The 21,088-nt window shown below is 60.5% G+C and carries 20 protein-coding genes; 16 read left to right on the top strand and 4 right to left on the bottom strand.

Annotated elements, in window-relative coordinates; genetic code table 11:
* The first annotated feature begins 25 nt into the window (after positions 1-25).
* From AD663_RS09975 to AD663_RS09925, 11 genes are all read left to right on the top strand, one after another.
* Positions 26-2,125, top strand: a complete 2,100-nt coding sequence (locus tag AD663_RS09975; protein ID WP_003180339.1) for a chemotaxis protein CheA — start codon at positions 26-28, stop codon at positions 2,123-2,125.
* Between the two features lie 33 nt (positions 2,126-2,158).
* Positions 2,159-3,817: a methyl-accepting chemotaxis protein gene (locus AD663_RS09970; protein ID WP_003180336.1), complete on the top strand. Its 1,659-nt coding sequence runs from the start codon at positions 2,159-2,161 to the stop codon at positions 3,815-3,817.
* A gap of 39 nt (positions 3,818-3,856) precedes the next feature.
* Complete coding sequence (locus tag AD663_RS09965; protein ID WP_003180335.1) at positions 3,857-4,393, top strand: chemotaxis protein CheW; 537 nt, start codon at positions 3,857-3,859, stop codon at positions 4,391-4,393.
* A complete protein-coding gene (locus AD663_RS09960; RefSeq protein WP_003180334.1) occupies positions 4,390-5,226 on the top strand; it encodes a protein-glutamate O-methyltransferase CheR in 837 nt (278 codons plus the stop codon). Before AD663_RS09965 ends, AD663_RS09960 begins: the two co-directional genes overlap by 4 nt.
* Positions 5,223-5,720: a chemoreceptor glutamine deamidase CheD gene (cheD, locus tag AD663_RS09955; protein ID WP_003180333.1), complete on the top strand. Its 498-nt coding sequence runs from the start codon at positions 5,223-5,225 to the stop codon at positions 5,718-5,720. The genes AD663_RS09960 and cheD overlap by 4 nt, the downstream gene beginning before the upstream one ends.
* Before the next feature lie 2 nt (positions 5,721-5,722).
* The gene (locus AD663_RS09950; RefSeq protein ID WP_003180332.1) at positions 5,723-6,799 is read left to right on the top strand and encodes a chemotaxis response regulator protein-glutamate methylesterase; all 1,077 of its coding nucleotides are present in this window, start codon (positions 5,723-5,725) and stop codon (positions 6,797-6,799) included.
* 445 nt (positions 6,800-7,244) lie between these two features.
* Positions 7,245-8,990 (top strand): ABC transporter permease subunit, encoded by a 1,746-nt coding sequence (locus tag AD663_RS09945; protein ID WP_083455123.1) that lies wholly within the window; start codon positions 7,245-7,247, stop codon positions 8,988-8,990.
* A 10-nt stretch (positions 8,991-9,000) separates the two neighbouring features.
* Positions 9,001-10,305 (top strand): AAA-associated domain-containing protein, encoded by a 1,305-nt coding sequence (locus AD663_RS09940; protein ID WP_053213641.1) that lies wholly within the window; start codon positions 9,001-9,003, stop codon positions 10,303-10,305.
* A gap of 73 nt (positions 10,306-10,378) precedes the next feature.
* Positions 10,379-11,431, top strand: coding sequence for a sensor histidine kinase (locus AD663_RS09935; protein WP_053213640.1), 1,053 nt, complete (start codon positions 10,379-10,381; stop codon positions 11,429-11,431).
* Positions 11,424-12,065 (top strand): response regulator transcription factor, encoded by a 642-nt coding sequence (locus tag AD663_RS09930; protein ID WP_003180326.1) that lies wholly within the window; start codon positions 11,424-11,426, stop codon positions 12,063-12,065. Before AD663_RS09935 ends, AD663_RS09930 begins: the two co-directional genes overlap by 8 nt.
* Positions 12,066-12,145: 80 nt before the next feature.
* The gene (locus AD663_RS09925) at positions 12,146-12,688 is read left to right on the top strand and encodes a hypothetical protein (RefSeq protein ID WP_003180325.1); all 543 of its coding nucleotides are present in this window, start codon (positions 12,146-12,148) and stop codon (positions 12,686-12,688) included.
* A 17-nt stretch (positions 12,689-12,705) separates the two neighbouring features.
* Here the strand turns inward: AD663_RS09925 and AD663_RS09920 are convergent, their stop codons facing one another.
* Entirely contained in the window at positions 12,706-13,629 is a 924-nt protein-coding gene (locus AD663_RS09920) for a DMT family transporter (RefSeq protein ID WP_003180324.1), read from the bottom strand.
* 105 nt (positions 13,630-13,734) lie between these two features.
* Between AD663_RS09920 and AD663_RS09915 the strand changes: the two genes are divergently transcribed.
* Both AD663_RS09915 and arsN2 read left to right on the top strand, forming a co-directional pair.
* Positions 13,735-14,601: a LysR family transcriptional regulator gene (locus AD663_RS09915; protein WP_053213639.1), complete on the top strand. Its 867-nt coding sequence runs from the start codon at positions 13,735-13,737 to the stop codon at positions 14,599-14,601.
* Positions 14,602-14,804: 203 nt separating this feature from the next.
* Complete coding sequence (gene arsN2 / locus AD663_RS09910; protein ID WP_003180322.1) at positions 14,805-15,248, top strand: arsenic resistance N-acetyltransferase ArsN2; 444 nt, start codon at positions 14,805-14,807, stop codon at positions 15,246-15,248.
* Here arsN2 and arsH read toward each other — a convergent pair.
* The 3 genes from arsH to AD663_RS09895 all read right to left on the bottom strand — a co-directional run bounded on the left by arsH (position 15,245) and on the right by AD663_RS09895 (position 17,698).
* Positions 15,245-15,979 carry an arsenical resistance protein ArsH gene (gene arsH / locus AD663_RS09905; protein ID WP_003180321.1) on the bottom strand — a complete coding sequence of 245 codons (735 nt, stop codon included), beginning with the start codon at positions 15,977-15,979 and terminating at the stop codon, positions 15,245-15,247. The two genes, arsN2 and arsH, sit on opposite strands and share 4 nt — an antisense overlap.
* Positions 15,979-16,449, bottom strand: coding sequence for an arsenate reductase ArsC (locus AD663_RS09900; RefSeq protein ID WP_003180320.1), 471 nt, complete (start codon positions 16,447-16,449; stop codon positions 15,979-15,981). Before AD663_RS09900 ends, arsH begins: the two co-directional genes overlap by 1 nt.
* 196 nt (positions 16,450-16,645) lie before the next feature.
* Positions 16,646-17,698, bottom strand: a complete 1,053-nt coding sequence (locus AD663_RS09895) for a LacI family DNA-binding transcriptional regulator (protein WP_053213638.1) — start codon at positions 17,696-17,698, stop codon at positions 16,646-16,648.
* A 137-nt stretch (positions 17,699-17,835) separates the two neighbouring features.
* Here AD663_RS09895 and AD663_RS09890 point away from each other — a divergent pair, with 137 nt between their 5' ends.
* The 3 genes from AD663_RS09890 (at position 17,836) to AD663_RS09880 (ending at position 20,911) form a co-directional block, all read left to right on the top strand.
* Complete coding sequence (locus AD663_RS09890; RefSeq protein WP_053213637.1) at positions 17,836-18,759, top strand: TIM barrel protein; 924 nt, start codon at positions 17,836-17,838, stop codon at positions 18,757-18,759.
* An 18-nt stretch (positions 18,760-18,777) separates the two neighbouring features.
* Positions 18,778-19,947, top strand: coding sequence for a Gfo/Idh/MocA family protein (locus AD663_RS09885; protein ID WP_053213636.1), 1,170 nt, complete (start codon positions 18,778-18,780; stop codon positions 19,945-19,947).
* Positions 19,948-20,008: 61 nt separating this feature from the next.
* Positions 20,009-20,911 carry a sugar phosphate isomerase/epimerase family protein gene (locus tag AD663_RS09880; RefSeq protein WP_053213635.1) on the top strand — a complete coding sequence of 301 codons (903 nt, stop codon included), beginning with the start codon at positions 20,009-20,011 and terminating at the stop codon, positions 20,909-20,911.
* The last annotated feature ends 177 nt before the right edge of the window (positions 20,912-21,088 follow it).

The following is a 21,088-nucleotide window of genomic DNA, read 5'->3' as shown; positions in this document are numbered from 1 at the left end:
CGTCGGATACGACAAGGATATGAGCGTGAGCATCAATCTCGATCAGGCACAACAAACCTTCATCGTCGAGGCACGGGAACAGCTGCAAGCGATGGAGGAATCGCTGCTGCAACTGGAAACCGACCCGAGCGACGATGACGCCATCGGCGCGATCTTCCGGGCGGCCCATACGATCAAGGGCTCGGCCGGGCTGTTTGGCCTGGAACCGATCGTCAGCTTCACCCACATCGTCGAAGACGTGCTCGATCGCCTGCGCGAAGGCAGCGTTGCGGTGGACCCGGGCCTGATCGCGGTACTGCTCAAGTCCGGCGACCACATGCTTGAGCTGATCGACGTCGTCGCCAATAAAGGCGCGACGTTGCAGCCCCCTGCCCTGGCCCGGGAAAAAGAGCTGTGCCAGATTCTCCAGGAATACCAGGCGCCCCCAGCCGCAACCGAACCAGAACCGGTGCAGGAAACCGAAACGGACGCACCCGGCGAAGCGAGCCTTTGGCACATTTCCCTGCGTTTTGGCCTGGACGTGTTCCGCAACGGCATGGACCCGTTGTCGTTCCTGCGTTATCTGCAGACGCTGGGTGAGATCGTCCGCATCGACACCAACACCGAAGCGATGCCGACCATCGACGCTTGGGACGCCGAGTCCTGCTACCTGGGCTTCGACATCGAGTTTCGCTCGAATGCCAGCCATGGGGCGATCAACGAGGTCTTCGATTTTGTCCGCGAGGATTGCGTGATCGACATCGTTGCCGCACAAGACGCCGAGCCCCAAGCGAGCACCGACCTGGTCGCGACGGCGCAGGCACAGGCTGACGAAAGCACCGCCCTGGTCACCACCGGCGAACTGTTGCCGGACCAGCGCAAGACCCCTCGCCTGCCGGCCCAGGTCACGTCTGACAAACAGGCAGTGGCCAGCGAAGGCAAAGCCAGGGACGGAGCGTATGTACGGGTCAACGCCGACAAGCTCGACGAACTGATCAATCTGGTCGGCGAACTGGTGATCGCCAGCGCCGGTGCCAGCTTGCTCGCACGCACCTGCCAGAACGACCCACTGCAAGAAGCGGCCTCGTCGGTGTCCGGCCTGGTGGAGGAAATCCTCGATGGCGCCCTGCGCCTGCGCATGATCCCCATTGGTGAAACCTTCAACCGCTTCCGTCGGGTGGTGCGCGATGTCAGCCAGGAATTGGGCAAGGACATCGACCTGATCATCAGCGGTGCGGAAACCGAGCTGGACAAAACCGTGGTGGAAAAAATCGGCGACCCGCTCATGCATTTGCTGCGCAACGCCATGGACCACGGCATCGAAACCGCCGAGGCGCGGCTGGCGGCAGGCAAACCGGCCAAGGGACACCTGCACCTCAATGCCTACCACGACTCGGGCAGTATCGTGCTGGAAATCGCCGATGACGGCGCCGGCCTCAATCGCGACCGCATTGTCGAAAAAGCCCAGGAACGCGGGCTGATCGCACCGGGTGCGAACCTGACCGACCAGGAGATCTACAACCTGATCTTCGAAGCCGGTTTTTCTACCGCCCAGGCCGTCACCAACCTTTCTGGCCGTGGCGTGGGCATGGACGTGGTCAAGCGCAATATCACGCTGCTGCGCGGCACCGTCGACCTGGACAGCCAACCGGGCAAAGGGACCGTGGTGCGCATCCGCTTGCCCCTGACCTTGGCCATCATCAATGGGTTCTTGGTCGGCATCGGCCAATCCACCTATGTGATTCCACTGGACATGGTCCAGGAGTGCATCGAACTGAGCGAAGACGATGGCGTCGCCAGCCGCGAACAAGGCTACCTCGACTTGCGCGGCGAAGTGCTGCCGCTGGTGTACCTGCGCGATCACTTCCACCACGAAGGCCCGGCTTCGCGCCGGCAAAACGTGGTGGTAGTGCGCTACGCCGAACTCAAGGCCGGCCTGGTCGTCGATGACCTGCTCGGTGAATTCCAAACCGTAATCAAGCCCTTGGGCAAGCTGTTCGGCGCACTGCGCGGCATCAGCGGCTCGACCATCTTGGGCAGCGGCGCCGTGGCATTGATCCTCGACGTGCCGGCACTGCTGACCCAAATCGCACAGATAGAAAACCGCTACACCTCAAACCCATCACAACACGCCACTGCTCGCTGACGCTTTAGCAACTCCATGGAGAGGTATTCCCCAATGAAATGGTTCTACGATCTTAGAATCGCCACCAAACTGATCACCTCGTTCCTGGTGGTGCTGGCGCTCACTGCCGTCATGGGCGTGTTCTCGATCATCCAGCTGGGCCAGGTGAACGGCACCACTGTTGAAATTCGCGAAAACTGGATGCCTTCCATGCGTGCGGCGTCGGGCATGCGTTTCTTCGGGGCGAGCTATCGCCTGAAAGAAAACCGCCACATCGCCGCCGACTCAGACCAGGAGCGCAGCACGCTCGAACAGGAAGCCGCAGAGGCCAGGAAAGCCTTCGAAACACGTCTGGACACCTATGAAAAACTGCTCTCCAACGCAGAAGATCGCCAGTTGTTCGAAGCTGCCCGAAAGGACTGGGTCGCTTACCTGGCGATCAGTAAGGACCTGCTTGCGCTGTCCCGGCAGAACCTGACCGAGCAGGCCCATGCGCTACTCAAGGGCGAGTCCAAGCGTCAATTCGATCTGGTGACCGCCGACTTGCAGAAGCTGGTAGAGCTCAACGATACCGGGGCCGCCGCGGCCAGCGAGCGCGGCGCAACGCTGTTCGAAAACGCGCGCCTGTCGATCATCGCCGCGCTGGTGGTCGCGCTGTTGGTGGGGCTGGCCCTGGCACTGTTCATCTCGCGAATTATTTCGCGCCCATTGAAACAAGCCGCCGCCGTGGCCGAGCAACTGGCCGAAGGCAACCTGAACGCGAAGATCGAAGCCGGCTCCAAGGATGAAACCGGCATGGTGCTCAACGCCATGCAAAACATGGTGGGCAAGCTGTCGCACATCATCGGTGAAGTGCGTAACGCGGCGGATAACCTGGCCAGCGCCTCCGAAGAAGTCAGCGCCACCGCACAATCGATGAGCCAGGCCACCAGCGAACAAGCTGCCAGTGTCGAGGAAACCAGCGCGTCCATCGAGCAGATGAGCGCCAGCATCAACCAGAACACCGAGAACGCCAAGGTCACCGATGGCATGGCGAGCAAGGCGGCCAAGGAAGCCACCGACGGCGGCGAATCGGTGCAGCAGACCGTGGTGGCGATGAAGAAAATCGCCCAGCGCATCAGCATCATCGACGACATCGCCTACCAGACCAACCTGCTGGCGCTCAACGCGGCCATCGAAGCGGCCCGCGCCGGAGAACATGGCAAAGGCTTCGCGGTGGTCGCCGCCGAGGTGCGCAAACTGGCCGAACGCAGCCAGGTGGCGGCCCAGGAAATTGGCGAACTGTCCTCCAGCAGTGTCGACATGGCCGAAAAGGCCGGACATCTGCTCAATGAGATGGTCCCATCGATCAACAAGACTTCGGACCTGGTGCAGGAAATCAGTGCCGCTTCCGAGGAACAGGCCGCCGGTGTGGCGCAGATCAACACGGCGATGACCCAGCTCAACCAGGTGACCCAGCAAAACGCCTCCAGCAGCGAGGAGCTCGCCGCCACCGCCGAGGAGATGAGCAGCCAGGCCGAACAGCTGCAGCAGGCCATGAGCTTCTTCACCCTGGACTCGCCGTCGAAATCCGCCGTTCAGGTTTCCAGGGCGGATAACACGCCCGGTCCGTCCAGCCGCAAAACGGCCCGGGCACCTGCACCGGTGATGCCCAAGGCGTTCGCCTACAACATGGCTAGCGCGCCGGACGAGTCGGAATTCACCCGGTTCTGATAGCCCGGTTCCACAGGCTTGCTTAAAGGAGAAAAGGCAATGGGCGCCATCGCGACCACACGTCAAACGGCCAGCGCGGTCGAGGAAGAAGCGCAGTACCTGACGTTCATGCTCGGCACGGAGATGTTTGCCATCGGCATCCTGTGCATCAAGGAAATCATCGAATACGGCAACCTAACCGTCGTGCCGATGATGCCGGCCTTCGTGCGCGGGGTCATCAATCTGCGCGGCGCGGTGGTGCCGGTGGTGGATTTGTCGGCCCGTTTTGGCCGGCCAAATTCCGCCATCAGCCGCCGCAGTTGCGTGGTAATCATCGAAGCCGCCAGCGTTGACGGACAGGCCCAGGACATTGGCCTGCTGGTGGATACGGTGTCGGCAGTGCTGGAAATTCCGGCTTCGCAGATTGAGCCGCCACCAAGTTTCGGAGCGAAGATCCGCGCCGATTTCATCAGCGGCATGGCCAAGGTCGACGGCAAGTTCGTCATTGTCCTGGAGGTGGATCGCGTGCTGTCCATCGACGAGATGTCCGAACTCGCCCAGGCCAGCCCCGCCGCGCTGGAAGCGCCCGGATCATGAGCACAGACATTTGCAGGGAACGCACGGTGAACTCAATGGCCCTCACCGACCGGGAGTTCAACCAGTTTCAATCCTGGCTGTACCAGGCCGCCGGTATCAACCTGTCGCCGGCCAAGAAAGCCCTGGTGGCCGGGCGCCTGTTCAAGCGCCTCAAGCACTATGAGCTGGACAGCTACGGCGATTATTTCAAGCTGATCATGAACGGCCAGCGCACCGATGAGTTGCAGGTGGCGCTGGACCTGCTCACCACTAACGAGACCTATTTTTTCCGCGAGCCCAAGCACTTCGATTTTTTGCGCGAACATGTGCTGCCCCACGCGACGCCGGGCAAGACCTTTCGCCTGTGGAGCGCGGCCAGTTCGTCTGGAGAGGAGCCCTACAGCCTTGCCATGACCCTGGCCGAAAGCCTCGGCACTACGCCTTGGGAAGTCATCGGCTCGGACATCAGCACCCAGGTCCTGGCCAAGGCCCGTTCCGGGCATTATCCGATGGAACGCGCCCGCAACCTGCCCCATCAGTTGCTGGTGAAATATTGCCTCAAGGGCACCGGAAGCCAACAAGGCACACTCTTGATCGACCGGGCGCTGCGCAACCGGGTCAACTTCATCCAGGTCAACCTCAACGAAACCCTGCCTGAGTTGGGCGAGTTCGATGTGATTTTCCTGCGCAACGTGATGATCTATTTCGACCAGCCGACCAAAAGCAAAGTGGTCGCCCGGCTGATCCCGCGGCTCAAGTCCGGCGGGTATTTCATCGTCAGCCATTCGGAAAGCCTCAACGGGGTGTCCGATGCGTTGAAACTGGTCGCCCCGTCGATCTACCGCAAGCCATGAACGCCGCGATAAAAGAAGTGCCCGAGGCGTATCTGAAGCCGGGGGAGTTTCGCTTCGCGACCTCCCCGACCCGCATGCGCACGATTCTCGGTTCCTGCGTCGCAATCACTCTCTGGCACCCGCAGCGCAGGATTGGCGGCATGTGCCATTTCATGTTGCCCAGCCGGGTGCGCTGTTCCACCGCATTGAACGGTTTGTACGCCGACGAGGCCATCGAACTGTTCATCCGCCAGGCACACGCCCACGACACCGAGCCCGAGGACTACCAGCTCAAGTTGTTCGGCGGCGGTGAGATGTTCCCTGAGCTGCAGCGCCATGTGCCCTTCGGCGACGTGGCGCGCTTGAACGTCAACGCGGCGCTGGAAATGGCCGCTCTCTATCACCTGGACCTGATCGCCCATGACATGGGCAGCACTGGCCACCGGACTATTGTTTTCGACCTTTGCACTGGCGATGTATGGGTCAGGCATCAACCGATAAGGACTCGCCATTAACCATGCCAGGGAAAAAGATAAACGTATTGCTGGTGGACGACTCCGCCGTGGTCCGCCAAGTATTGCTGGCGATCCTCAGTGACACGCCGGACATCCATGTCATCGGCGCAGCCTCCGACCCGATCTTCGCGATGGATAAATTGGCGAAGGAATGGCCCGATGTCATCGTGCTGGACGTGGAGATGCCGCGCATGGATGGCATCACCTTCCTGAAAAAAATCATGAGCGAGCGTCCGACGCCGGTGGTGATCTGTTCGTCCCTGACGCCCAAGGGCGCGGAAACCACCTTGCAGGCGATGGCCGCCGGGGCGGTGGAAATCATCACCAAGCCAACCACCGGGCTGAAGAATTTCTTATTGGAATCGGCACCGGAACTGGTCTCGGCAATCCGGGCGGCGGCCCAGGTCAACGTCCGCAACCTCGGCAAGCGCCCCGCCCCGCCGCCGCTGATGCCAGCCACCAAACTGACTGCCGACGCGATGCTGCCGGCCGCCAACGGCCACGCCATGGCGCAAACCACCGAGCGCATCGTCGCCCTGGGCACATCCACCGGCGGCACCCAGGCCTTGGAAGCGGTACTCACCGCCCTGCCACGGGTATGCCCAGGCATCGTCATCGTCCAGCACATGCCGGAAAAATTCACCGCATCGTTCGCTGCGCGCCTCAACAGCCTCTGCCAGATCGAAGTGCGCGAGGCCCGCAACAACGATCGCATCCACCCGGGCCTGGCGCTCATCGCACCGGGCGGCAAACACATGATGGTGACCCGCAGCGGCGCGTTTTATCACGTGCAAGTGGTGGACGGCCCCTTGGTCAATCGCCATCGCCCTTCGGTGGATGTGTTGTTTCGCTCAGTCGCCAAATTCGCCGGCCGCAACGCCACCGGCATCATCATGACCGGCATGGGCGACGACGGCGCCCGCGGCCTGAAGGAAATGCTCGACGCCGGCGGCAGCACCGTGGCCCAGGACGAAGCCAGCTGCGTGGTCTTCGGCATGCCCAAGGAAGCCATCAAACTCAACGCGGCCCAACGGGTCATGGGGTTGCAAGACATTGCCCAGGTGATTTTGCACAAATAACCAGCACATCCTTCCCTCAAACCAACCCAATCCCCCGTGCCTATGTGGGTGAGATCGTCGCCAGCACGCCAATCAGCAGGGTCAGGGCCAAAAAACCACCTAGAAAAATCGCCATCTTCGCCATAAGCACTCCTGGGACAAAAAATTGCAGTACACGGGTCGTCTGCCAGGCGAACCGCGTGTTTATTCTGGGCTGGAGATGGCGTTCATTACAGATGCACCTGGCGCAGGAAAATACGGATCAGACAAATACCTCGTGTCCGACGCAACGGATATACCAACGTATATTTTCATGTGCCAACGCAGCGTGGCCATCAACCGGAACACCGCTTAACCTTGCCCGGCATCCAACGCCGCAGACCAGATGCGCTTCGAATCAATGAATCCCGATGGCCGCCGGCGAGGTCGCAGTCCTGGTTTTTGAACAGGTAGACAGAGGTGACCCATGCGTCCTTCATTCCCGACACCGGCATTGGCTCGCGTAAAGGACAGGACAGTCCCCATCCATTGCGGCTGGGCCGATATCGTGCTGTTGAGCCTGCTGGTGTGCCTGGCTACGTTCATATTCCATGGCCTGGATCAGATGAGCCAGCCGCTCGCCGCCCTTGAGGCATCGCCTCTGTCGCTTGATCTGGCCCACCTGCCGGAATATACGCTGCGCACCACATTGCGGATGTTCATCGCCCTGTTCGCATCGTTTTTTTTCTCTCTGGTCGTCGCGACGCTGGCTGCAAAAAGCCGCAAGGCAGCCATCGTGATCCTGCCCGCGCTGGATATTCTCCAGTCCGTGCCGGTACTGGGATTTCTCACCTTCACCGTTGTGTTTTTCATGGCTTTGTTCCCCGGCAAGGAAACCGGCGTGGAATGCGCGGCCATCTTCGCCATTTTCACCAGCCAGGTCTGGAACATGACCTTCAGCGTCTATCAATCGCTGCGCACCGTGCCCCACGATCTCTATGAAGTCAGCCGGCAGTTCGCGTTTTCGCCATGGCAGCGCTTCGTCAGGCTCGAGTTGCCTTTCGCCACGCCGGGCCTGGTGTGGAACATGATGATGTCGATGTCGGGCGGCTGGTTCTTCGTGGTCGCCGCCGAGGCCATCACGGTGGGCGACACCACCGTGAGCCTGCCGGGCATCGGTTCATGGCTGGCCCTGGCGATCGAACGCAAGGACATCGCCGCCATCGCGTGGGCCGTGCTGGCCATGGCTGGGGTGATCGTCATTTATGACCTGTTGTTTTTCCGGCCAATCGTCGCCTGGGCGGACAAATTCCGCTTCGAACAAACCGCCTCCCAGAAACGCCCACGGTCCAGGGTCTATGACCTGCTGCGCTCAGCTCGGCTGGTGCCCTTGGCATTACTCGCGCTGGACAACCTCAAGGCCGCGTTATTCCTGGAGAAACTCCCCCGATTACCGTCAATCCGCTTCAAGACCAACGCCCGCATCAGTCGTGCAGCCGACGTGGCCTGGATCGCCCTGGTCGTCGCCGCGTGCATGGCCGGCATCCTGCAATTGTCGCGTTTCATCGGCAGCACTTTGGGCCTGGAAGAGGTAGCCAGCACGTTGGGGCTGGGCCTTGCCACTTTGCTGCGAGTCGCCGTGCTGACGGTCCTTGCCAGCGTGCTGTGGGTGCCCATCGGCGTCTGGATCGGTTTGAACCCGCGTTGGGCCGAGCGCTTGCAGCCCGTTGCGCAGCTGCTGGCAGCCTTCCCCGCCAACGTCCTGTTCCCGTTTGCGGTGATCGCCATCGTGGCGCTGAAGCTCGACCCCGATATCTGGTTGTCGCCACTGATGGTGCTGGGCACCCAGTGGTACATCCTGTTCAACGTCATCGCCGGCGCCAGCGCACTGCCCACCGATCTGCGCGAAGCCGCACGCTGTTTCCACGTGCGCGGTTGGCAATGGTGGCGCCAGGTCGCGCTGCCGGGCGTATTCCCCTACTACGTCACCGGCGCTCTCACAGCAGCCGGCGGCTCGTGGAACGCCAGCATCGTCGCCGAGGCGGTTTCCTGGGGAAATGACCATCTGTACGCGTCCGGCCTGGGCTCCTATATCGCCCAGGCCACCTCGGCCGGGGATCTGCAACGCGTGGCACTGGGCGTCTCGGTCATGTCGATTTTCGTGGTGGGCTTCAACCGGCTGCTGTGGCGCCCGCTTTACAGGTTTGCCGAACGCCGGCTTCGAATAGATTGAGGGTGATCCGATGCAAGTAATCGATAAACGTTGCCTGGTGGATGTTCAGCAACTTGGGCATGTCTATGGCACCGCAGGGGTCGCCGAGCGCGTGGTGCTGGACGATGTCTGCATGCGCTTGAACGAAGGGGAAATCGTCGGTCTGCTGGGACGCTCCGGTTCCGGCAAGTCGACCTTGCTGCGCTCCATCGCCGGCCTGATTTCGCCCACGACCGGGGCGGTTGAGTTTCCGGCCGACGCCCAAGGGGTTTCGAGTTCAGTGCGCATGGTCTTCCAAAGCTTCGCCCTGTTCCCCTGGCTGACCGTGTTGAAGAACGTCGAAATTGGCCTCGAAGCCTTGAATGTGGCGGCCCCCGAGCGACGGCGCCGGGCCTTGGCTGCCATCGACATGATCGGCCTCGACGGCTTCGAGAGCGCGTTCCCGAAGGAATTGTCGGGCGGCATGCGCCAGCGCGTCGGCCTGGCAAGGGCACTGGTCGTCGCTCCAGATATCATCTTGATGGACGAGCCGTTTTCAGCGCTGGACGTCTTGACCGCCGAAACGCTGCGCACCGATCTGCTGGAGTTGTGGTGCGAAGGACGGATGCCGATCAAATCCATGTTGATGGTCACCCACAACATTGAAGAAGCCGTGTTGATGTGCGACCGGATCCTGATTTTTTCCTCCAATCCCGGGCGGGTCATGAAGGAAATCGCCGTTGAGCTCAATCAACCACGCCATCGCTCGGACCCGGCCTTCCAGGCCCTGGTCGAACATATCTACGTGCAGATGGCCGGCGGAGCGCAAGAAGGGGCGCCGCGCCAGGGCATGTTTGCAGGCAGCGGCAAGGGCATGGTCCTGCCGTCGATCTCCACCAATGCCCTGGCGGGGCTGATCGAGGCGGTGCAGGACCAGCCGTTCGCTGGCCAGGCGGATTTGCGCGAGCTCGCGACGGCATTGCGATTTTCCGCCAGCGACCTCTTGCCTGTCGCCGAAGTGCTGCAACTCATGCGCCTGGCCGACATGCAGGACGGCCACATAACGCTGCTGCCCGCCGGGCAACGCTACGCGCACTCAACGGTTGACGAGCGCAAGCAATTGTTTGCCCAGCATCTGCTCAGGTACGTTCCGTTGGTAAGCCACGTTCGCAAGGTGCTCGACGACCGTCCGACACGCACGGCACCGGCCAGGCGCTTTCGCGATCAATTGGAGGACTTCATGTCCGAACACGACGCGGCCAATACGCTGGACTGTGTCATCCAGTGGGGCCGTTATGCCGAGCTGTTCGCCTACGACGAAGTGGCCGACCAGTTCAGCCTGGACAATCCTTCCTGAGGCGATTCACCTGCCCCGGTATAGACTGCTTGGATCGAGGGCCTGGCGTTGGAGCGATGCGGATGAAGATTCGATGAGGAGCACCCCGTTGGCGCTCCGTGTAGCGCTTTTGCTGGGGCTTGCCCTTGGCATCGCCGCGATAGACACCGTTACCGATCTGGAAATCGCGGTGGGGGTGTTCCAGATCGTGGTGGTGCTGATCGCCGTGAGGATCCTGCCCGCACGGGCGGTGGCCGGCGTCTCGGCCATCTGCATGCTCTTGACGATCCTGAGCTATCGATTCACGCGTTTCGGCGACACCGAAGCCGGGCTGATCAACGTGTTGATCAGCCTCGCGGCCATCGCTGGAACGACTTATCTGGCACTGCGTCTGTCGACCGCCATCCGCACCGTGCATCAAACCCGCGCGCACCTGGCCCACATCACCCGGATCAACATGCTGGGCGAGCTCGCCGCTTCCATTGCCCACGAAGTCAACCAGCCACTGGCTGCGGTGGCCACCAGCGGCGGAGCCTGCCTGCGCTGGATGGCCACCGAACCACCGAACCTGCCCAAGGCCCGCCAAGCGGTGGAGCGGATCGTTGCCGACACCCACCGCGCCAGCGAAATCATCGCCCGATTGCGCGGCATGGCCAAGCATCAGGCCCCCACCAAGCAATGGCTGAACGTGGCTGACACGGTCAATGCCGCACTGCGATTGCTGGCGGGGGAACTGAACGAGCAGGACATCACATTGCACGTTCAGGTCGAGGACGGGTTGCCGCCGGTGCTGGCGGATGAAGTGCAGATCCAGCAGGTGCTGCTCAACCTGGCGATGAACTCGGTCGACGCCATGCGCCAGGTCGATATCGAGCGCCGCGTACTGACGGTGCAAGTCGCGCTCGAATCACCTGATCGATTGCTGTTTTCAGTGTCGGACCAGGGCGGCGGTTTGTCCGCCGGCGACCGTGAGCGGGTGTTCGATGCTTTCTACAGCACCAAACAGGACGGCATGGGCATGGGCCTGGCGATCAGCCGCTCCATCATCGAAGCCCACGACGGGCGTATCTGGGCCTCAAGCGATACGCGATCCGGCTCGACCTTCCACTTCACCCTGCCGGCCGTTACACGGGAGCCCGATGAATAAAACCGAGGTTCAGAGCCCTGCCGAAGCGATGATCTACATCGTCGACGATGACAGCTCGGTGCGCGCATCGCTGCAAGACCTCCTGGCTTCTGTGGGCCTGGCGAGCATGGCGTTCGGTTCGGCCCGCGAGTTCATGGACGCTACGCGCCCGGACGCCCCCGCGTGCCTGATCCTTGATGTGCGCATGCCGGGCCTCAGCGGCCTGGATTTCCAGCAGAAAATGACCCACCTGGACATCCAGATTCCCGTTGTATTCATCACTGCCCATGGCGACATTCCCATGTCGGTCAAAGCCATGAAGGCCGGGGCACTGGAGTTCTTGACCAAGCCGTTCCGCGAACAGGACCTGCTCGATGCCATCGGCCAGGGCCTGAACCATGACCGGGAAAGACGCAAGGCGGCGGCGCTGATGGACGAATTGAAATGCCGTCATGACGCGCTCACTGACGGCGAGCGCGAGGTGATGGCCCTGGTCGTCTCGGGCCTGTTGAACAAACAGGTTGCCGCCCAGCTGGGTTTGAGCGAGGTGACCGTGAAAGTGCGGCGCGGGTCGCTGATGCGCAAGATGAATGCCGATTCGCTGGCGGCGCTGGTCAAGATGTCGGAAAAACTCAAGGATGCCGGCGGCTCATAGCAAGTGGTCGCCGATCACGGCTATGATGCCGTTCGCCCTGCTGATGGGCGATATTGCAGGCCACCCTCAAGGATCCAGGTATGACCTTTCTGCCGTCACGCTCCACCCTATTCGTCTCCAGCCTCCTGCTCAGCTCGCTGTGCCTGGCCGAAGGTGAGCCAACGGACGGCAGCCTCATCAAGGATTCCACCAAGGCCGCCGTCTCGACGTTCATCACCGCCGGCAAGAACCTGCTGGGCGGCGTCAGTGAAGGCGTGCTCGACGGCCGCGAGTCGGTCCAGGGCACCGATGGCGCCGCGATCATTTCCTCCAACGAGCAACTGAAAGACCACGTCGCCATTGAAGTACTGAAGCTGGAGCCGGTTGACGACACCTTCAGCGTCACCCTCGGCTTCAAGAACAGCACCGACACGCAACTGCGCCTGATCAACCTCGGCCAGACGGGCGCCCTGCTCGCCATCGACCAGGCGGGTTACGCCAACCGGCTGGCAGGGTTTGAAAACCCTGATGAAATCACCATCCCGCCGAAGACGGCAGTGCGGCAGAAGTTCGTGTTCGAAGGGTTGAACGAGAAAATCAATACTGTGCGCGTCTGGGGGCAGGATTATCAGGTCAAGAAATAAAGCTGGGCCTCACAGAATCAGCCGGCTTTTGTCCTGCTCGCCGGTTCAAGATTCAACGCAAGCACGCTCATCAACACCACCACTGCCCCAACCATGACCATCCTCGACGGACGTTCCTCAAGGACCCATGAGGCCATCACCATCGCGGTGGGCGGTATCAGGTAAAGCGCCAGGGACGCCCGGCTCACGTTGCTGTGTGCCAGCACATAAGCCCAGGCTAGGTACGCCAGCGCGCTGGGAAAAATGCCCAGGATCAGCACCGCCAGGGCCACCGAAACCGAAGCCTCCCGCGCCGCGCCCAACAGCCCCGGCGCGAAGACCAACAACAGGATCGTGCCCGACCAGACGGTGTAGCAAACCATGGTCAACCCGTCGTAGCGATGGGAGTGGTGCTTGTGCAAAGCGAAATACACGCTCCAGGACAGCGCCGCCAACAGGATCAACATCCCATGGATATCCACCTCACCCAAGCCCCGATCCCCCGCGACGACCACGCCAGCGCCCAGCAAACCACACAGTACGCAGGCCCATTGCCAACCGCCGACTCTGTCCTTGAAGACAAAATGCGCCAGCAGCGTGCTGAACAAAGGCGTGGACTGGGCCAGCACACTGGCCGCACCGGCACTGACGCCCCGCTGGCCGTAATTGAGGGCGATGTGGTGCAGGCTCACGGCGAACAGGCCCAAGATAGCCAGCATCGGCAGGTCCTTGGGACGCGGGCGGGAAATGCCCTTCACCATTGCAACGAAGGCCATGAACACCGAGGCGATGAGGAACCGCATCAACGCCAGTTGACCGGGTTCATAAGCCTGCAAGCCGATGCGAATACCAATCGGCGAATAGGCCCAGCAAAGAATCACGAACAACGTCACCAGAATAATCTTTACCTTGAACCTACTGGGGTTGCTCAAGCGTTCCAGCGTCTCACAGCGGTTATCCATTCGGGCTCCGGCGCGTTGACCCTCTGTCGATGCCCGAAGTATCGAAACCACCCATCATCAATACAAGTGACTTAAACTCAGCCAACCATTCACTTTGGATGAGCCATGGAACTGTCCCAACTGCGCATGCTCAAGACCGTCTGCGACACCGGCAGCATCGCCCGTGCCGCCGAAGTGCTGCATTGCGTGCCTTCCAACATCACCGCACGGCTCAAATCCCTGGAACGGGAACTCGGCGCACCATTGTTTTTCCGCGAAGGTCGCGGTTTGCGGGTGAGCCCTGCGGGTGAGGTGCTTCTGGGATACGCGACGAAAATCCTCGGCCTGACGGAAGAAGCCCGCCGTGCGGTAAGCCCGGCCGGCACGCCGAACGGGCCACTGCGCATCGGCGCCATCGAATCCAGCGCCACGGGGCGCCTGCCCCAGCTGCTGGCCAAATACCACGCGCAGTACCCGCAAGTGACATTGGAACTGAGCACCGGAACGTGGGCACAGTTACTGGACGATACCCAGCATCACCGGCTCGATGGCGTGATCGTAGCGGTGGACGTGGAACGCCCCGGACTCAAGCGCGCCGTGATGTACCACGAAGAGCTGGTGCTCATCGCCTCCGAATCCCACGGCCCCTTGCGCAACGCGGCAGACCTGCAAGGCAAGGCGATCTTCATGTGGCCCACGGGCTGCCCATACCGCTTGGCATTGGAACAGTGGTTATTACGCCATGACCAAGCCCAACCGATCATCAGCATCGCCAGCTATGGCGCCATAGTCGGCTGCGTCAGTGCTGGTGCAGGCGTTTCGCTGGTGCCCCGTGGGATCTATGAGCAATACCGTCAGGGAGCTGGCTGGAAAGGCTACGACTTCCCTGGGCTGACGGGCATAGACAACTTATTCTATTGGCATGAAAACGCTGGCCGGCACCCCGCCAGAGAGGCATTTCTAGCGATGTTGCAGGCCCAATTCGAAGGATAGTTGCACCCCGTGGCGAGGGAGCTTGCTCCCGCTGGACTGCGAAGCAGTCCCAAGCTGGCACTCGCTGGAAAATGCCACACCGCTAAAGCAATGATCCTCAACGCACCAGGACACGGAGTCTGCCTTGGAACTACCACCACAATTCATCCTCCACGAAACCAGCCATTGGACTGTCAACCATCACTTGGCTTAAGGGATTTTTCATGTCTATCGCTCAACACTTGAAAGTTTCACCACTGGGCAACCTCGACTCGCTAATGGAGTCGCTCCGGGCCGAAGGATTACCCTATGCCGATCTCCACGAGCCTGAGCGCCATTTCTTTGCGTTTCATCAGGACGATCAACCGGTGGGCTATGTCGGTGTGGAGGGTTCCACTGCTGATCGCCTGTTGCGTTCGTTTTTGATATTCCCCTCCCATCGAGGCGGAGGCCTCGGCTCAGAAGCGCTCAAATCAGTGGAAGCGCTACTGGTGGGTCACGGGGTCAAGTCGTTGCACCTCTTGACCAATACTGCCGCTCCATTCTTCGAGCGTCACGGTTTTGAACATCGTGACCGGGCTGCTGCGCCTTCTGCCATTCAGGGCACTCTTGAGTTCCGCAGCCTGTGTCCCGCCACGGCGAGTTACATGACCAAGCGCATCGCTTAAATGGACCTTTGATTGACTCGCTTGGAAAGCGCTTCAGCGCTTTCCTTGCGTTCGGAGTAACGATCCACCAAATAGTCTTCCCTGCCCCGCACCAATAACGTGAACTTCATCAGCTCCTCCATGACATCGACAACCCGGTCGTAATAGGACGAAGGTTTCATGCGCCCGGCTTCGTCGAACTCAAGAAACGCTTTTGGCACGGATGACTGATTGGGTATCGTGACCATGCGCATCCAGCGCCCAAGCACACGAAGCTGGTTGACCGTGTTGAATGATTGCGAGCCGCCACAAACTTGCATCACCGCCAAGGTTTTGCCTTGGGAAGGACGAACCGCTCCAAGCGCCAGGGGAATCCAATCGATCTGCGCCTTGAACACTGCCGACATGGCGCCATGGCGTTCCGGCGAGCACCAGACCTGCCCCTCTGACCACATCACCAAGTCACGCAGTTCCTGCACCTTGGGATGATCGATAGGCGCGTCATCTGGCAGCGGCAGTCCACTAGGATCGAAGATCGCCGTTTCGGCACCCATGAGCTCCAGGAGGCGCGCAGCCTCTCGCGTCAGCAACTGGCTGAAGGAGCGTTCACGGGTGGATCCATACAGCAAAAGTATGCGGGGTTTATGCGCCGGCACTTCTCGCCCGGAAAGCTTCTCGAGGGTCGGGACATCCAGCAGGGCCCGATCGAGGTTTGGAAAATCATTAAGCTCGTCGCTATTGGACTCGTTCATCACATGTCTCCTATCCGGTCCAACGCCTGCTTGAGTTCAATCGCGCTCAGGGAGCTTGGATCGAGCGTAAAAAACGCGGCGAATCGTTGGCGGATCTTGGCGACCGTAGCGTCAAATGCCGCTTGTATTTCCTCGTCGCTACCGTCCACTTCGGAGGGATCGGATAAGCCCCAGTGAGTCTTTATTGCAGATCCGAAGTACACAGGGCACGGTTCGCCTCCGGCCTTGTCACAGACCGTAATCACGATGTCCGGTGGGTTATCGGTGAAACTTTCGGAGCCTTTGCTGTAGAGCACCGAAGTGTCCACGCCAAGGGATTGCAAGGTGCTGATCGCCCGTGGATTGAGGCGCCCGCTCGGGAAGCTTCCCGAACTTATCGCCGTCATTTCCTTGGGCGCCACATGGTTGAACAAACCTTCAGAAAGCACGCTCCGGCAACTGTTGGCCGTACACATGAACAGGACTCGCATGGAGAGTACTCCAGCCGCTTTTTTGCGGGCATCAAGATCGGATTTCAGTAACAGGCTGCTTCGCGGACAGATCGTCCTTCCATGTCCTGCAGGTGAGCGGCGTTGGTATATGTGTATCCGCCTATCCAGCGCAAGCATAAATTCAATGAATAGGGTTACGCCAACAAGCGCGATTGCGGCCCAACATCGCGTGCCGTCAGTCGACACTCTCGCTGACCGATATCTGTATAGGCAACATCACCCTCGCGACAAGGTTTGGGTCCGAGACCGCTGCAACCAGGGTTTGCACCGCCTGTTCCGCCACTTCTACCACCGGGTGAGAGAGCACAGCCTGCACCAGGTCGGTTTTCAGCGCGTCCCGGGTCAGGGGCGTCAAGTCATGACACACCACCACCGGCAGCCTGATCGCCTGTTGCTTGAGCTCCCGCAAAGCACGCAGCACCCCGGCGACGCCGCCGCCCGCCACGTACAGGGCTGAGAGATCCGGCTCACCGCTCAGTAAGTCCAGCGCATTGCCATAAGCAAAATCATCATCCTCAAGCGTCAGGCGCGAAGCGAGCAATTCCCAATCGCTGGAGTGCTTCGACAGATAACTGCGAAAGCTCAGCTCGCACAGCTCCTGGCATTGGAAACGCTGGCTGCTGACCATCACCGCTGCCGAACCGGGCGCCCTGACCAATCGACTGACAAACCACCCTGCCGTGCGACCCATCAGCCGACTATCAACACCAACGTACGAGCCGTCGGCGGGCCCTGCCAGTTCGGAAATCAGGGCAACCACCGGAACGCCGGCACCTCGCAAGCGGCCGATGGCGTCACGCACCAACGGATGATCGACCGCGACCATGCCGATACCGTCGACTTGATTCCCCAGCGCCAGCACGCGCTGAGCCACCGTTGCCGGGTCAAGATCGTCCAGATAACCGATTACCACACGGATGCGCGCCCGCGTGAACGTCGTCGCGGCGTTCGACAATGCTTGAGCAAGCCCCTGATAAAACGCCACCCCGCTCTTTTGCAGCAAAAAGCCCAAGCGCACCGTCGGCTTGTCGTTGAGCACCCGTTGCTCGATCACGCCTTTGGCATGAAAACCCAAGCGCGCCGCAGCCGTTGCGATGCGATGCGCCGTGTCCGTGCGCACGTCTGCTCGCAGGTTCAGCACGCGATCCACCGTGGAGAGGCTCACACCCGCTTCGCGAGCGACATCAGCCATGGTTGGACGGAGTTTTCGGCGTGGCGCTTTTAACATGTTTTGACATTCCTTTTTTTGATAATGAAGGGTTTTGACACAGTTAGCCATCCCCCCGTAGCCGTGATCCTTACGACTGAAATAGCATCGAGGCAGCGCTAAACACTCATCCATAACAACAAAGCCGGAGTGCGTTCATGCCGATTCATATCTCCACAGCGCCCTGCTGCTGGGGCGTCGACGATGTCGACAATCCTGACCTGCCGCCCTGGCGCAACGTGCTCGGCGAAGCCGCAGAGGCTGGGTATCAAGGTATCGAGTTGGGCCCCTATGGTTACTTGCCGCTTGACGCCGACGTCGTCAACGCTGCCCTTGCCGATAACTGTCTGCGCGTTGTCGCGGGAACAATTTTCGATGATTTGACGACACCCGCGAAGCTGCCTTCCTTGCTCCGCCAAGCACACGATATCTGCGCACTGCTCAAGCAATTGCCCGCTATTGAAAAGGAACCCGGTCAGCGCTTCGCCGGCCCCTACCTGGTGATCATTGATTGGGGCCATGAGCATCGCGACTACGCAGCGGGCCACTCGGAACAGGCGCAACGCCTCGATGATGCGGCGTGGCAAACGATGATGGCGCACATACGCGCCATCTGTGACATCGCTTGGAATGATTACGGCATTCGCCCCGTGATTCACCCCCACGCAGGCGGTCATATCGAGTTTGCGGACGAACTGGCGCGGCTGGTCGAGGATATCCCGGACGAAGTCGCCGGGCTGTGCCTGGACACCGGCCATCTCTATTACGCCGGTATGGACCCCGCGGCCTCGTTACAGGCTTATGCCCATCGACTCGATTACATCCATTTCAAAGACATCGACCAAGCCGTGTTCGACCAGGTCATGAATGAACGCATCACGTTCTTCGACGCCTGTGGCAAAGGTGTGATGTGCCCGATCGGGCGAGGCGTGATCGATTACCCCCACTTGTATCGCCTGGTTCGAAGCCTGGATTACCAGGGTTACATCACCGTCGAACAAGAACGCGACCCTCGCAACGCCAACGGCAGCCTGGACGATGTCAGGTCCAGTCGCACCTACCTTGCAGACATCGGATTCTGACCGACAGGAAACAAACCTATGATCAACGGCAGCAAACGTATCCCGCGACCGATCCGCTGGGCCATGGTGGGCGGCGGAAGCCAGAGCCAGATCGGCTACATCCACCGTTGCGCAGCACTGCGTGACAACACATTCGTCCTGGTGGCGGGCGCGTTCGACATCGACCCTGCGCGTGGCAGCGAATTTGGCGAACAGCTGGGGGTCGACCGTGAGCGCTGCTACGCCGATTACCTGAGCATGTTCGAACAGGAAGCCCTGCGTGCGGACGGCATCCAAGCGGTATCCATCGCCACGCCCAACGGCACGCATTACACCATTACCAAGGCGGCGCTGGAGGCCGGGTTGCATGTGGTGTGTGAAAAGCCATTGTGTTTCACCATCGAGCAGGCCGAAACCCTGCGTGAGCTGGCCAAGCAAAAGAACCGCATCGTCGGTGTGACCTACGGTTATGCAGGCCATCAACTGATCGAACAGGCACGCGAAATGATCGCTGCCGGTGAGTTGGGTGACATCCGCATGGTGCATATGCAGTTTGCCCACGGCTTTCATAGTGCTCCGGTGGAAGCGCAGAACCCGGCTACGCAATGGCGCGTCGATCCGCGGCAGGCTGGGCCCAGCTACGTATTGGGCGATCTCGGCACGCACCCGCTGTACTTGTCTGAGGTGATGCTGCCTGACCTTAAGATCAAACGGCTGATGTGCAGCCGGCAAAGTTTCGTCGCCAGTCGTGCGCCGCTGGAAGATAACGCTTACACGCTGATGGAATACGACGGCGGCGTGATGGGTATGGTGTGGTCGAGTGCCGTCAATGCAGGTTCGATGCACGGTCAGAAAATCCGCGTCATCGGTTCTCGCGCGAGCATCGAATGGTGGGATGAACGCCCCAACCAGCTGAGTTTCGAAGTCCAAGGCCAACCCGCGCAGATTCTGGAGCGCGGCATGGGTTACTTGCACCCGAATGCGTTGGTCGATGATCGCATCGGCGGTGGCCATCCCGAAGGCCTGTTCGAAGCGTGGGCAAATCTCTATTACCGGTTTGCCTTGGCCATGAACGCTTCCGATCGAGAGGATGGCCAAGCCCTGGCAGCGATACGTTATCCGGGCATAGACGCAGGCGTCGAAGGCGTGCGCTGGGTCGAGCGCTGTGTGCAATCGGCCAATAACGATGCCGCCTGGGTGGCCTATTGAGGCCCTGCCCTGCTCATTACTCAAGCTTTGCCGCGAATCGAACAGCCAACGGAGAACAACAATGAAAATCGCCCTCGATCCTTACATGCACCGCCACTTGAGCCTGCCAGAGCTGTGCCGCAAGACGGCCGAACTCGGCTTCGAATACATCGAGCTATCGCCCAGGGATGACTTTTTGCCTTGGTGGGTTCGTCCACGGGCCCATAAAGAACGCATCAGCGAATTCAAGAAGGCGCTGCGCGATCACAATGTGCAGCTCGCCTCATTACTGCCCATGTACCGCTGGGCCAGCCCCCATGAGGACGAACGCCGCGCCGCGGTGAATTACTGGAAAGAAGCGATTCAGATTGCCGTGGAGATGGGCTGCACCACGATGAATTCGGAGTTCGGCCGTGGCCCATCGCCTGATCGCGGACACAAGGTGAGCTGCTGTGGCGGCGCCCACAGCCACGAATCCAGCGAAGCTGCCTGGTGGCGCTCGATGGAAGAACTCGTGCCGGTCCTTGAAAAAGAAGGCGTGACGCTCAACGTTGAACCTCACCCTGAAGATTGGTGCGAGACGCTGCACCCAGCCTTGGACATGCTCAAAACCATCGGCTCGGACAACGTGAAATTCTTGTACTGCACGCCGCACACCTTCTACTTCGGTGATGACATGGCGCAAATGATCGCCGACGCGGGCTCGATGATCACCCACGTCCACATCGCCGACACCTATAACCACAAGGCTTCGTCGGGCCTGCGCTACATCGTCAATCCGCCAGGCGCGAAAGTGACGGTGCATCAGCACATGGACATGCATCAGGGCGAAATCGACTGGGACCTGTTTTTCCAATCCCTCGCCAAGACCGGTTTCGATGGCATCGTCACCGCGTGCGTATTCGGATGGGAGGAACGGGCTGACGACTCCGGACGGTTCATGCGCAAGGAGATCCAGCGCTACGTCGACAGGTACTTCAAGTAGCAGGATCTAGACGGAGCGATGGGGCGGTACTGGATGAGTCCGCCCCCTTCTCCTTAGCAAGTTAGGGCCGCTGCGCGACCCAGCGGGAGCAAGCTCCCTCGCCACGGGAGTTGTGCTTGGCGCAAATTATGGGGCCTCTCCACCCCTATCAGCCGCCAATAAACTTCCTGGCTGCGG

The sequence above is a fragment of the Pseudomonas sp. Q12-87 genome (assembly GCF_001269755.1).
Classification (GTDB): domain Bacteria; phylum Pseudomonadota; class Gammaproteobacteria; order Pseudomonadales; family Pseudomonadaceae; genus Aquipseudomonas; species Aquipseudomonas fluorescens_S.
This window is presented reverse-complemented; position numbering and strand designations above follow the sequence as displayed.